This window comes from Algoriphagus sp. TR-M9 (assembly GCF_027594545.1).
Lineage (GTDB): Bacteria > Bacteroidota > Bacteroidia > Cytophagales > Cyclobacteriaceae > Algoriphagus > Algoriphagus halophytocola.
Window position 1 is genome coordinate 1243670 of the sequence record NZ_CP115160.1, and the last position, 15992, is coordinate 1259661.

Below are 15992 nucleotides of genomic sequence, written 5' to 3' on the forward strand. Positions count from 1 at the left end.
TGTTGTTACCTAGTGTTTTGAGTCAATAAGGGAGGAGTTTCATGTGCTTTTATAGTATGTGAGGTCTTGATCTATTCATGATTTTAACCTAGGAATTTGGGGTGTAACATACTTTTGGAATGGATTGTATTCGGTATTTGCTCCATTTCGATTTGGTGTGTTGAGATTTTTGTTTTGTCAATTTTGATCATAATGATATGATGATGAATAGTTTACTTTATTCAAGTTTTAGAAGTTTTAGTTGTGTTTTTCTATTACTTGTTTTGATTGGCCTTAGTACTGTAACCTTTGGTCAATCAAAGGATTTTGCCACATGGACACCTAGTTCAGGGGTTATCACAACTGGTACATTAGGGAATGGCGGGGCCGGTGTTTCAGATGTAGCTAACGCATCGAACAATTCTGATTCAGATTTCGCCACCTTGACTTCTTCTAGCCTTTCTATTATTGCTGGAGGAAATGCCTGGTTACAAGTGAAATTTCCTACGGATAGACTACCTGGTACTACTACTTTTGTTAAGATTGATTTGCCTAATGCTTCAGGACTTAATCTTCTTGATCTTTTAGGTTTGGTCAATGAAAATATTGCAGTTTCATTTTATTCTGGGGCAGGTGATTCTTCCAGTGATGTAGGAGGGGAGCTCAGTACATCAGTAGATTCCCGTTTGGTTGTAGATTCAGCAGGTGATTATTTTTTAGCAGTTACTCCTGAGAGTACCATTGCTTACAATTCAGTTAGGATATTATTGGAATATCCTGGAAGTCTTCTGGGTCTTGGATCCTTTAATTTGAATGTCTATAATGCCTTTACATTGGTGGATCCTACCTGTGCTGAAGCTGAATTTGCAGATATTGGACAAACCGCAGGCATTAATATTAGTCTGTTGGGCGGTGATTTGGTTACCAATCCTGAAAATGCAATTGATGGAGATATAGGCACTTATTCCTCTGTGAGCTATGGAGGTTTAGTAAATGTTTCTGCTGCTTCGTCCGTTTTTCAGACCTTTTATTTCAATGGTCTTTGGGCTCCAGAAGATTACTTCAAAGTCACTTTGGCCATCGATGGAGGGCTTGTTGATTTAAATCTGTTGGGTGACTATGAGGTGAGAGCCTATGATGGAGATGATTTGGTTTTTGCAAGCAAACTAAGTTCTGGTATTATTGGGAATCTTGAACTCGTAGGCTTAATCCAATCCGGTGATCCAGTCACTCTTGCATTTGGCCCAGGTGTTTCATTTGATAGGGTAAGTGTAGGTTTGAATTCCACAGTTGATTTGGGTGTAGCCAGCTCTCCACTACGGATTTATGAAGTGGCGCGTTATGGTACAATCTGCCCAGACCCAGATCCTCTGCCCGCACCGGATGCTACCGATCCCATGCTTAGTTCTAGCGATTGTGAAGCAACATTGATTGATTTTGAGAATGCTAATTTCCCTTTCAATGCAGTAGATGGAAATAATGATACGTTTACCACACTGCAGGCAGGCTCAGGTACACTTTTAGGAGCAGGAGCGTTTGATGGTCAGATCCAACTTGGCTTTGATCAAAGAAGTGCTGGTACCACCTCTTATATACGTATTGATTTTGATGAGGAGGCTCTTCTGGGCTTACTCGATGGTTCTTTAGGGGATGTATTAAACGGTGTAGGGGGATCTCTTTTGGGGGGCGATAAACTATTCCGGGTAGAAGCACTAAACGGCGCTTCTTCAGTTCTTTCTGCTTCTACGGACAATGGATTTTTTAACCAGCCGGTTCGTATCGTTCAGGACAAAAACAATCACTATTATATCGCCTTAACTCCAACAGCTGCCTACACTAGTGTCAGAGTTACGCTTGAATACCCAGGTTTGATAGGCGGAGCTTCGGCTACCAGCATGAATGTGTATCATGTCTGCACGTCTACAGGTTTTGAAGAATGTGAGCAGGCTTTTTCTACTTTCGCTGAATCAGCGGGTATTAGCTTGGATTTACTTGGACTCGGTGCGGCCGGTGTTTCTGATGCTGGTTTTGCTATTGATGGGGATCCTGCGACAGCTTCTGAAATCAGTTTGGGAGCGGCAGGAATTGGTTCCAGCATTTATCAGTTTGTGGACTTCCATACTCTATCAGCTTCAGCAGACCATTTCAGAGTCAAACTGGCTTTGGAAGGCGGTAACACCTTGACAGCAGAAGTTCTGGGTAGTATTGTAATCAAAGCTTTCGACGGAGACACTGAAGTATATTCCCAAGATCTAAGGGATGGATTGATTTCTGGACTGGATTTATTGGGCTTATTGCAAAGCGGACAGACGATCAATCTACCTTTTGGTCCTGGTCTGGCATTTGACCGGGTGGCCGTGGGCATAGAATCCTTGGTAAGCGCAAATGTGATTCAAAACCCGGTACGTGTCTTTAGTATTGAGCGGTTCAGTGATGCCTGTCCAGATCCTGAGTTACCAGAACCACCACAAACTGAGCCTCCTTTCAATACTTCCGATTGTGCGGTAGAAGTGGTGGATTGGGAAAATGCCAATTTTCCTCTAAACACAGTGGATGGAAACAATGACTCCTATGCAATATTATCCGCGAGCGCAGGTACAGCATTGGGGCTGGGTGCTTACAGTAGCCATATCGAATTGAAATATGCTGCGCCGGTTGCAGCAGGAGAAACTTCCTATGTTAGAATTGAATTTGAAGATGATGAGCTAAATGCGCTCTTAGGCGGTAGTTTAGGTTCTGATTTGGCAAATTTATTGGGCACGGTAGCTCTTGGTGATCACTATTTTACCGTAACTCCGAAAACTGCAGGAGGCTCAGATATATACACCGCTAGCAGTGCTACAGGTTTTGGCACCCAGGACGTACGAGTGGTACAGGATGAGTCCGGTAGATTCTACATTGCCTTCACCGCAGATCAAGCTTATCAATCTGTAAGAATTGATCACTTTTTGACAGCTCTCATAGGAGTGGAAAACACCGCTACCATGCATGTGTTCAGCATGTGTAGAGAAACAGAATTTGACCTGTGCGAGCAGGCCACATTTACCGATTTTGATGGGGATGGAATTGCCCTTGATCTGTTGGATATTACTCAGGGCGGAGTCTTTAATCCGCAAAATGCAATAGATGGAAACTCTTCTAACTATTCTACCATCAATTTAGGTGTGGCAGGAATCGGGGCTTCAGTTTACCAGAATATCTATTTCAAAACAAAGTCGCAAGCAACAGATGCTCTAAGAATCCGGGTTCAACTGGATGAGCCGGGTATATTGAATTTGGATCTGGCAGGTTCTTATCGAGTGATCCTATATGATGGCAATGAGGAAGTGTACAATGAATCACTTCAGGATGCTTTAATCAATAACTTGGATTTACTGGGATTACTTAATTCAGGGGGAATTCAAGAGTTGATGATCGAACCGGGAGTGGTTTATGACCGGGTGAGTTTTGGTTTAGAATCTGCCGTTGCGATCAACACCAGTGCTCCAATCAGATTGTATGGAATTAGCAGAATTTCCGATGGATGTCCAGATCCGGATGTAGAAGATCCTCCTTATTTGAGCCCGGTTTGTGCGGAAGAACTGATTGATGCCTCTTTTGCTGATAACCTTGCCAATCTTTTTGACGGAAACTTCAACAGTTTCGCTACCATAAACTCCAGTGCAGGTTTACTAGGAACAGGAGTTGGGGCATTTTCTGGGCACGTGACCTTGGGATATGGAGACGGGGTAATTGTCCCTGCGGGTACCACATCTTATATGAGAATTGACACCGATCCGGCATTACTTGATGCGCTTTTGGGCGGCAGCGTTGGAGGAGTATTGAGTGATTTGTTGAATACCATCGTTCTTGGGGATCACTATTTCACAATAGCTGCTAATGATGCTGGGGGTAACCCGATTTTCACAGCAAGCAGTGACAACAGTTTTGCTGGCTTTAATGATCAGGTTAAAATTGTTCAGGATGAACTGGGCAGGTATTACCTGGCGATCACTCCTGATTCAGATTACAACAGTATCACCGTTACGGATCATACTGATGCACTTTTGCTAGGTCAGGATAACAGCATTAATATCTATGGCCTTTGCTACGATACAGGTGCTGAAGCTTGTGCCACAGGATTTACTACATCTTTTGATGGTTCTGGAATTGCTACTCTTGATGCTGCGTCTATCGGTGGATACGGCGTGACCAACGCAGAGCGGGCACTTGATAATAACAACAACGACGATTATTCTGAGATAAGCCTAGGGGCTTTGGCAGTAGATGCTTCTATCCAGCAAAATATCCAGTTCAGACAGACAATTCCTGCAGAAGGTTCATTCAAAATCAAACTGGGAGTAGGAACCGGGACAGTTGATGCAGGAGTATTCGGAAGAATAGATGTGCTAGGATACTTAGATGGGGAAGAGGTTTACGAAGAGACCTTGGATAATGCTGTGCTGGGGAATGTGAATCTGGTAGATCTTTTTAACAACGGAGCAAATGAAGAAATCCGAGTTTCTTTAGGAGTGGACGTTGACGAAGTTGCCATTCGCTACAGATCATTAGTATCTGTATCAGTGAATCCAACGATAAGATTGTATTACATTTTGCAGGATTGTGAAACACCTGATTTCCAAAGCTGGAAGAGCTACATCATTGATGGAGACCCAACGTTGACTTCCGTATCGGGTGGCGAAACAGTACAATACACCATACATGTAAGAAATACCGGAACAGTACCGATGACAGACTACCTGATCACGGATGCCATTCCTGCTCACACTACGTATGTAGATGGAAGCGGTGGGGTAAATAATTCAGGTGTCATCACTTTTGAAAACATTGACATAGCCGCAGGAGCTACCGAGACGGTAAGTTTCAGTGTGTTGATTGAGGGAGATCTGACAGATGTAGAATTTATATCCAATGTGGCTTTGGTTAAATCACTTCCTGAAGATCCTGGAACTGAGACTTTCCCGCCTTTGGATAATGAAAACCCTACAGATCCTGACGAGAGTGGTGATACGGGGACCGATATTCCTGTAGATCCTATTTTCTCTGCAGAAATCTGGAAAGCCGTCTCAGTGGATGGAGATGGTTCCCTGACCTCGGTGAGCGGCGGTGAGACCTTGGTTTATACCATTTACCTAAGAAATACAGGTAATCAGGACTTGACTGATGTGACAATAACAGATGCTCTGCCAGCAGGAATTACTTATGTTTCAGGAGGAACGCTAAATGGAAATGATGTGAGCTTCAACCTTGCAGGTTTGGCAGTTGGAGCGACCGCTACAGTGGGCTCATTTACTGCAACTGTGGAAGCAGATCTTACAGGAATAGATGAAATCAGGAATATTGCCATTGCAAGTTCTGCAGATTTGACTACTCCGATTGAATCCTATCCGGCAGTGGATAATACCAATCCTACCGAGCCGGATACTGCAGCTGACCCAGGAACGGTAACGGACGTTGAGCCGGTACATTCCATTGAGTTTGACAAAATCGGATTAAGCAACAATGCTGAAAGTGATGGTAAAGCAATTGTAGGAGATATTATTTCTTACACCTTGACTGTAACCAATACCGGTAACAAAACACTTACTGATATCTCAGTAGTGGATCAGCTTCCGGCCAATACAACGCTGGTAGATAACGGGGGAGGTACCGCAGGTATAGGTACCCTGACTTTTGATATTGCTACTTTGGCAGTTGGTGCGATGCAGGAGTTTACATTCACCGTAGAAGTGGATGCTGTATCTGGCTCTGATCCAATTGTGAACAATGCAGAGGCATTCTTCACCGATGCAGCAGGAGGAAGTGCATCCGAAACAGCTCAGCATTCCATGCCTACGGATTGTATGACTATTGATGCTGGTGATATTACACTGACTGCGGATCAAAGTGCAATCTGTGAAGGAGAGACTACCATAATGCATGCAAGTTTGAATGGAATCAGTATTCCTGATCCTGAATTCAGATGGTACCTGGATGCCAGCTTAACTGGGACTTATTTCTCAGGAGCTGATTTTGAAGTCAGCCCGACTGCTTCCACCACCTATTATGTGACCGTGGTAGCAGAAGGCTATTGCTTCAGCACTCCTGCAGCTACTTCTTCTATCACTGTCAATGAACTTCCTGATGTCCCTTCGACAAGTTCGGATATAACTATTTCGGAAGGATTTGGTACTGTGCTTACAGCTTCAATTGACCCAATGCCAGCAGATGTTGAAATTGTCTGGTATGCTGAAGGCGGAGCAGAATTGGCTACAGGTAGTTCATACAATACCGGTGTTCTATCAGCAGGAGTATATACCTATTATGCCGGTACAAGAAATATCAATACAGGCTGCTTGTCTATTGATACTACAGCAGTTACAGTAACTGTAGAGCCAGTGACCACTGATGCAGATTGTACCATCGCAAATGCCCAGAATAACGGGACATACTTCCTGTGTTTACTTTGTTCAGTAGAAAACCCTGGTAATGCTGTCGATGGTAATAACGACTCATACTCAAGATTTGTGGCACCGGTTGCGGTTACTGGAGGTGTATATCAGGAATTGATTTTTAACCAAACTGGCACAGCTGGAGATACCATTGTAGTTACTTTAGGAACCGGTGGATCATTGCTTGACCTAGGCGTTTTAAGTGGACTTTCTTTCGAGTCCTACAATGGATCTTCTGCCAATGGAGATGGAGGAGTAGTTGATAATAACTTGATTAGTTTATCCCTTCTTGGAGGAGACAGTAAAGGGCAAATTCGATTTGTTGCCGGCGGGGCATTTGACCGGGTAAGAATTGAATACAGACCATTGCTTGGGGCTTTGGAAAGTGGCTGGAGAATTTATCAGGCAGAAATTAATTATCCTGCTCCTACTGCGATCACAGAGGATGCGGAGGTATGTGTAGGAGAAACAGCCACCTTGGAGGCTACTCCATCAGCAGGCACCAGCCTGAGATGGTATGATGCTGAGACAGGAGGAACCCTGCTGGCAAGCGGAAACAGCTATACTACCCCGGCGCTGAATGTGCCAGGCGTAGTGACTTATTACATAGCGGTCTTGAGAGACGGCTGTGAGGATCCGGTGAGAATCCCTGTTGATGTGACCGTGAATCCTGGCGCAATGGCTTCTGACATAGATACCATGGGTGGCACAATTTGCGAAGGTGAGAGCTTCACGCTTTCTGCCACAAGCAGCACGGTAACTAATCCAGTATTCCGATTCTTTGAGGATGAAGATCTGACGATGGAGATCACCAACCTGACTGTAAGCCCAGCTACTACCACAACTTACTACGTGACTGTAAGCGGAGATGGAGTATGTGAAAATGCTCCGGGCGATGCGGCAGAGGTAGTGGTGACTGTGAATCCGAATGCGGTAGATGCAGATATTAATATCAACGATACGGTAACCCAATGTGAAGGAGAGGACGTGGTTCTTGCACCTACTACCAGCATTGCCAACCCAATCTTTACCTGGTATTTTGATGCTGCCAAGACCAATCCTATACCTGATGGTGATGTATTTGGAATTCCATTTAATCTGGGTTCCGATGGATCGCTGACTATTTCTGGTCTTCCAGCCGGATCTACTAACGAGTATTTTGTAACCGTAAGCGGAGATGGTGTTTGTGAAAATGAGGTTGCTAAATCTGTAAGCGTAACGATCACCAACAGTCTTGACGCACCTGAGTTTGTAGCCGAAGAGCTTGAAGTCTGCGGTACTACAGCGGATGTGACTTTTGAGATATCCAATGATGCAGGCGGACTGACCTATACGGTTTATGATGCAGCAACAGGAGGAAATATAGTAACTGATGGTATCCAGATCCTGGGCGACCAGATTATCCTTGCTTCTGTGGATGCTGATGTAGAATATTTTGTAGGAGTGATGGGTGGTTCAGGTTGTGAAAGTATGGACAGAACCCGTATAGCGGTGACAGTCCTTCCACCGGCGACAGCAGCTGATATCAGTACCACTGATATTGAGATCTGTGAAGGGGAAAGCGCGATGCTTTCTGCCACAAGCAGCACGGTAACGAATCCAGAATTCAAATTCTACACTTCTCAGGATCTGACAACTGAGATCACAGATCTTGAAGTAAATCCAACTATAACTACTACTTACTATGTGACTGTAAGCGGTGACGGAGTCTGTGAAAATGCTCCGGGCGACGCTGCCGAACTTACTGTTACAGTGAATCCACTTCCTGCAGCACCTGGGGTGGGCAGCAGTTCTGTGACCATCACCGAAGGATTTTCCACCCAGCTGGTGGCCTCGGCTCCTGCCGGATCCACAGTAGTGTGGTACAGTGATGCAGGAGTTGAGCTGAGTACAGGCCCTACCTATATGACCCCTGTACTTTCACAGGGCACATACACATATTTTGCTGCATCCAGAGATGATGTGACAGGTTGTGAGAGTACGGACCGTACGATGATCACTGTGGTAGTAATTCCTGCCACACCGATAGATGATTGTACCGTAGCCAATGGGCAGTCGATTGATTCTAGTCTGCTGTGTCTGTTGTGCTTTGCCACTACACCTGAGCAGGCCGTAGACGGAAATGAAAATACCTTTGGAAGATTGACCGTTCCATTGGGAATATTAGGCTCTATTTCCCAGACGCTTTCTTTCCCTACTATGGGATCGGCAGGAGATTCTGTGAAGATCGATTTGGGAATCCCAGGCGGTCTTGCAGATGTTGGCCTACTTTCCAGAATAGAAATAACCCTGTTTAATGGCGGTACCCAGGTTGACCAGTTCAGTCTGAATGAGTCTTTGGTCAACCTTACCGTCCTAGGCGGTGGAAGTATGCAACAGGCATCCGTCTTGGCTTCGGCTTCCTTTGACCGGGTAAGAATAAGCCTGACAGGTGTAGCTACAGTATTGACCAGTCTGGATATTTATCAGGCAAGCATCCAGTTTGCTACTCCAACTGCGATCGCAGAGGATGCGGAAGTATGTGTGGGAGAAACAGCCACCTTGGAGGCTACTCCATCAGCAGGCACCAGCCTGAGATGGTATGATGCCGAGACAGGAGGAACCCTACTTGCAAGCGGCAACAGCTATACTACCCCTGCGCTGAATGTGCCAGGCGTAGTGACTTATTACATAGCAGTCTTGAGAGACGGCTGTGAGGATCCGGTGAGAATCCCTGTTGAAGTGACCGTGAATCCTGGTGCGATGGCTTCTGACATTGATGCCATGGGCGGTACCATCTGCGAAGGCGATAGCTTCATGCTTTCAGCGAGTAGCAGCACGGTAACTAACCCTGTATTTAAGTTCTACACTTCTCAGGATCTGACAACTGAGATCACAGATCTTGAAGTAAGTCCTGCTACCACCACAACTTACTATGTGACTGTAAGCGGAGACGGAGTTTGTGAAAATGCTCCTGGCGATGCAGCTGAGCTTGTTGTGACCGTGAATCCAAGAGCAATGGCTTCTGACATTGATGCCATGGACGGTACCATCTGCGAAGGAGAGAGCTTCACGCTTTCTGCGAGTAGCAGTACAGTAACTAACCCTGTATTTAAGTTCTACACTTCTCAGGATCTGACTACTGAGATTACAGATCTTGAAGTCAGCCCAGCTACTACCACAACTTACTACGTGACTGTAAGCGGAGACGGAGTATGTGAAAACGCTCCAGGCGATGCAGCTGAACTGGTTGTGACCGTGAATCCAAGAGCAATGGCTTCTGATATTGATGCCATGGGCGGTACCATCTGCGAAGGCGATAGCTTCACGCTTTCAGCGAGTAGCAGTACGGTAACTAACCCTGTATTTAAGTTCTACAATTCTCAGGATCTGACAACTGAGATCACAGATCTTGAAGTAAGTCCTGCTACCACCACAACTTACTATGTGACTGTAAGCGGAGACGGAGTTTGTGAAAATGCTCCTGGCGATGCAGCTGAGCTTGTTGTGACCGTGAATCCAAGAGCAATGGCTTCTGATATAGATGCCATGGGCGGTACCATCTGCGAAGGAGAGAGCTTCACGCTTTCTGCGAGTAGCAGTACAGTAACTAACCCTGTATTTAAGTTCTACACTTCTCAGGATCTGACTACTGAGATTACAGATCTTGAAGTCAGCCCAGCTACTACCACAACTTACTACGTGACTGTAAGCGGAGACGGAGTATGTGAAAACGCTCCAGGCGATGCAGCTGAACTGGTTGTGACCGTGAATCCAAGAGCAATGGCTTCTGATATTGATGCCGTGGGCGGTACCATCTGCGAAGGCGATAGCTTCACGCTTTCTGCGAGTAGCAGCACGGTAACTAACCCTATATTCAAATTCTACACTTCTCAGGATCTGACTACTGAGATTACAGATCTTGAAGTCAGCCCAGCTACTACCACAACTTACTATGTGACTGTAAGCGGAGACGGAGTTTGTGAAAATGCTCCTGGCGATGCAGCTGAGCTTGTTGTGACCGTGAATCCAAGAGCAATGGCTTCTGATATTGATGCCATGGGCGGTACCATCTGCGAAGGCGATAGCTTCACGCTTTCTGCGAGTAGCAGCACGGTAACTAACCCTATATTCAAATTCTATACTTCTCAGGATCTGACAACTGAGATCACAGATCTTGAAGTCAGCCCAGCTACTACCACAACTTACTACGTGACTGTAAGTGGAGACGGAGTTTGTGAAAATGCTCCCGGCGATGCGGCTGAGCTTGTTGTGACAGTGAATCCTAGCGCAATGGCTTCTGATATTGATGCTATGGGCGGTACCATCTGCGAAGGTGAGAGCTTCACGCTTTCAGCGAGTAGCAGCACGGTAACTAACCCTGTATTTAAGTTCTACACTTCTCAGGATCTGACAACTGAGATTACAGATCTTGAAGTTAGTCCTGCAGCTACTACAACGTACTACGTGACTGTAAGTGGAGACGGAGTTTGTGAAAATGCTCCTGGCGATGCAGCTGAGCTTGTTGTGACAGTAGGTCCAAGAGCAATGGCTTCTGACATTGATGCCATGGGCGGTACCATCTGCGAAGGCGATAGCTTCATGCTTTCAGCGAGTAGCAGCACGGTAACTAACCCTGTATTTAAGTTCTACACTTCTCAGGATCTGACTACTGAGATTACAGATCTTGAAGTAAGTCCTGCTACCACCACAACTTACTATGTGACTGTAAGCGGAGACGGAGTTTGTGAAAATGCTCCTGGCGATGCAGCTGAGCTTGTTGTGACCGTGAATCCAAGAGCAATGGCTTCTGACATTGATGCCATGGACGGTACCATCTGCGAAGGAGAGAGCTTCACGCTTTCAGCGAGTAGCAGTACGGTAACTAACCCTGTATTTAAGTTCTACACTTCTCAGGATCTGACAACTGAGATTACAGACCTTGAAGTTAGTCCTGCAGCTACTACAACGTACTACGTGACTGTAAGTGGAGACGGAGTTTGTGAAAATGCTCCTGGCGATGCAGCTGAGCTTGTTGTGACCGTGAATCCAAGAGCAATGGCTTCTGATATTGATGCCATGGGCGGTACCATCTGCGAAGGTGAGAGCTTCACGCTTTCTGCCACAAGCAGCACGGTAACTAATCCGGTATTCCGATTCTTTGAGGATGAAGATCTGACGATGAAGATTACCAACCTGACTGTAAGCCCAGGTTCTACCACAACTTACTACGTGACTGTAAGCGGAGACGGAGTTTGTGAAAATGCTCCCGGCGATGCAGCTGAGCTTGTTGTGACAGTAGGTCCAAGAGCAATGGCTTCTGACATAGATGCTATGGGCGGTACCATCTGCGAAGGTGAGAGCTTCACGCTTTCAGCGAGTAGCAGTACGGTAACTAACCCTGTATTTAAGTTCTACACTTCTCAGGATCTGACAACTGAGATTACAGACCTTGAAGTTAGTCCTGCAGCTACTACAACGTACTACGTGACTGTAAGTGGAGACGGAGTTTGTGAAAATGCTCCTGGCGATGCAGCTGAGCTTGTTGTGACAGTAGGTCCAAGAGCAATGGCTTCTGACATTGATGCCATGGGCGGTACCATCTGCGAAGGTGAGAGCTTCACGCTTTCTGCCACAAGCAGCACGGTAACTAATCCGGTATTCCGATTCTTTGAGGATGAAGATCTGACGATGAAGATCACCAACCTGACTGTAAGCCCAGGTTCTACCACAACTTACTACGTGACTGTAAGCGGAGACGGAGTTTGTGAAAATGCTCCTGGCGATGCAGCTGAGCTTGTTGTGACAGTAGGTCCAAGAGCAATGGCTTCTGACATAGATGCTATGGGCGGTACCATCTGCGAAGGTGAGAGCTTCACGCTTTCAGCGAGTAGCAGTACGGTAACTAACCCTGTATTTAAGTTCTACACTTCTCAGGATCTGACAACTGAGATTACAGACCTTGAAGTTAGTCCTGCAGCTACTACAACGTACTACGTGACTGTAAGTGGAGACGGAGTTTGTGAAAATGCTCCTGGCGATGCAGCTGAGCTTGTTGTGACAGTAGGTCCAAGAGCAATGGCTTCTGATATAGATGCCATGGGCGGTACCATCTGCGAAGGCGATAGCTTCATGCTTTCAGCGAGTAGCAGCACGGTAATTAACCCTGTATTTAAGTTCTACACTTCTCAGGATCTGACTACTGAGATTACAGATCTTGAAGTCAGCCCAGCTACCACCACAACTTACTATGTGACTGTAAGCGGAGACGGAGTTTGTGAAAATGCTCCTGGCGATGCGGCTGAATTGGTTGTGAATGTGGGTAGAGAAGCACTTTCCTCAGACGTACAAGTGATGAATGCTGTTATCTGTGAGGGTGAGAGCACTATGCTGACTGCTACTAGCAGTACAGTGACTAACCCTGTATTTAGATTCTATACTGATGAAAAACTTACTGAAGAGGTAGTTGATTTGAATGTGAGTCCAGCTGTGACTACAAGGTATTATGTCACTGTGACTGGAGACGAGGTTTGTGAAAGCAAATCTGAAGAAGCGGCTCACCTTACGGTAACTGTACGCACTACGCCAGCACCGGAGGTAAGCGATCCTACGCAGACCTTCTGCAGTGATACAGAGAATCCAACAGTCGGATCACTTCTGGCATCCGGAAATAATATTCGCTGGTATGAATCAGCGGTAGGTGGTCTTCCACTTGATCCGGCAAGTCCATTGGTTGATGGAATGACCTACTATGCAACACAGACCGATCCAATGACTTCATGCGAAAGCATGGATAGGGTTTCTGTAAACGTAGTGTTGACGTTATGTGATCGTGGAGAAGGTCTTCAGATTACTAAAAATGCAGGTAGCCCTACGGTATTGCCTGGTGGAGAAATCACTTACACGATAGGGCTGGTAAATACCAGTGCATTTGCCATGAATGATGTAGAGGTTACAGATGTGTTGGCTACTGAACTCTCATTTGTGTCGGCTACAGAAGGTGGTCAGTTTGAAAATGGTACTGTGACTTGGATGATTGATGAGATGGCACCAAGAGAGGTTGTTTCCCTTTCATTGACTGTAAGTGTCCCTATGGATATAGCTGTTGGAACTATCATAACCAATGTCGCAGTAGTAGAAAGTCCTGATGATCCTGACACCCCTAAAGAGTCAGACCCAGAGGAGGTCGAAGTTGTCCAGGCCTTCTCTTACACCATAGAGAAAGTGCCGAACGTAACTGAGGCTGCAATTGGTGATCAGGTAATTTATACTATTAATGTTGCAAATATTTCTGAGGTGGTAAAAGAGGATATCCAGGTGACTGATATCCTTCCTATGGGGCTTGCATTTGTAAGTGCAGACCAAGGAGGATTGTCCAACAATGGGGTAGTCTTCTGGGTAATTCCATCACTGGCCGTGGGTCAAAATATTGACTTAACGCTGGTAGCTGAAGTGACAGACGAAGTAGAAGTAGGGGATATCATTTATAACACAGCTGTAGTTGATGATCCTAATGATACTGAAGATCCAATTGAATCTGATCCAGGTGATGGAGTTGAGGTAATTGAGAGTACAACGGAGATCAACATTACCAAAACTCAGGATGCAACAGAAATATTCCCTGGTGAGATTCTCACCTATACTTTAACCCTTGAGAATCTGGGTGAAAACCTTGCGAAAGGCTTAGTAGTGACAGATACATTACCTCAGGGAACCATGCTTGTGGAAACTAGCCCAGAGGGCACAGTCAATGGGGATGTAGTAACCTGGAACATTGAAAGTCTGGAAGCAGGTGAGTCTATTGCACTTGAGCTAAAAGTGATGGTAGTCGCCGAAGAAGGCTCGATAATTAACAAGGTGACCGTGGAAGGAGACAATTTCCCTGATGACTCAGACCAGACTGACCCAGTTACCATTGAAGATCCTGTCAATGAAGTCGATCTGGTTTTGGATAAAGAGGTTTCTGCAAGTCTGATTCAACTGAATACTGTATTTGAGTACAAAATCACACTCACCAATAATTCTGAAAACACAAGTAATGGGGTAGTAGTGACGGATGTATTCTCTACATCGGTGGAATATCTCGGTGCTGATGTGAGTTCTGGGGCTGTTTCTTACAATCAGGAAACGCGAACCCTTACTTGGAGTATTCCTACTGTAGGCCCATTAGCTGTAGAAACCATGACTATCCGGGTTACTGCGATTTCAGAAGGAGTAGTCTCCAATACAGCTACTGCCACCTCTGAGGATGAGGAATTGGAACCGTCTGATAATGCAGATACAGTCACTCATGAACAACTGGTGTTTGAAATTCCAAATGTCTTTACACCAAATGGGGACGGAATCAATGATACTTGGAACATCCCTGGCCTGGAGGAATTCTTCCCTCAAAATGAACTGGTGGTTGTAAACCGATGGGGAGTCGAAGTTTACCGAGCTACAAACTACCAAAGTGATTGGAATGGAGACAACTTGAATGGTGGTACTTATTACTATCAGTTCCAATTGACCGATAGCCAAGGTGTAGGTCATATAATGACAGGTTACGTAACTATAATTAAGTAAGCAATGAAACTATTTAAGGTAATTATTTTGCTCGCTGGATCTGCACTGCTGTCCCTTAGCACTAGCTTTGGGCAGCAGGTGCCCCAGTACAGCCAATACATTTTTAATCCTGTATTTATCAATCCTGCTTATGCAGGGTATAAACAGCAGCTTTATCTGCAATCTTATTATAGGAAGCAGTGGACAGGAGTGACAGGAAGTCCAGAAACCTTTGCGGTGGCTGGGGACACTTATCTCGAAGAATCTCAACTCGGAGTTGGTGGGCAGTTTCTGACTGATAAACTCGGTGCACAGAGAACCGTGGCCGCCTACGGCAATCTGGCCTACCACTTACGGCTTAGTGATACTCAATTTCTAAGCTTTGGTGTTGGGGCTGGGGTTGTCAATTCCCAGATGGATGGATCTATGCTGAATCCGGATGTTTCTGATGACCCGTCAATTCCTGGCAGTATGGAGAGAATGACTTACCCTGATCTGAAACTTGGCTTGTTTTTCTATGATGATAAATACTATGTAGGAGTAGCCGCAGACCAGATGCTTTCCGGTGTAGTTGATTTTGACAAGGGAGATATTATGGTCAAACCAGACCCTCATATTTATTTGACTGGGGGCTACCATTTCGATCTTAATTACAATTTTTCCTTTATCCCATCCATTATGTACATGGATGATTTCAAGGCACCGGCCAGGATGGATATAAATGGTGCATTTATCCTGAATGATATGTTTTGGCTAGGTGCAGGGTATAGGTTCGGTATAGATATGCCAGGTAGGGAAATTGAAGATGGACTGAAAAAATCTGCTGCTGTTTTAGGAATGGTGCAAGTGCAACTTAAGGAAGGACTTAGGATTGGATATGCCTATGACCATACCATATCAGGGTTTTCGGTAGGAGCTTTTAGTACTCATGATATCTCTATTGCTTTCCTTTTCCCGCCAAAACGCGTCCGTTTGGTTTCTCCTCGGTTTTTTTAAGAAATAACTACCATGTATAGAATACTCTACTTAATCTCTTTCTTGCTAGTTTGCTTAGTATCC

At 45.4% G+C, this 15992-nt stretch carries 2 protein-coding genes; both read left to right on the forward strand.

Features of this window, described 5'->3' with window-relative positions; genetic code table 11:
• The first annotated feature begins 263 nt into the window (after window positions 1–263).
• The gene (locus tag PBT90_RS05605; protein WP_270131950.1) at window positions 264–14954 is read left to right on the forward strand and encodes an Ig-like domain-containing protein; all 14691 of its coding nucleotides are present in this window, start codon (window positions 264–266) and stop codon (window positions 14952–14954) included.
• A 3-nt stretch (window positions 14955–14957) separates the two neighbouring features.
• Entirely contained in the window at window positions 14958–15929 is a 972-nt protein-coding gene (locus tag PBT90_RS05610; RefSeq protein WP_264809419.1) for a PorP/SprF family type IX secretion system membrane protein, read from the forward strand.
• Window positions 15930–15992 lie beyond the last annotated feature (63 nt).

What these genes read in the sequence shown, in the direction of transcription:
- PBT90_RS05610 (WP_264809419.1), top strand. Translation starts at nt 14,958, where the DNA reads ATGAAACTATTTAAGGTAATTATTTTGCTCGCTGGATCTGCACTGCTG.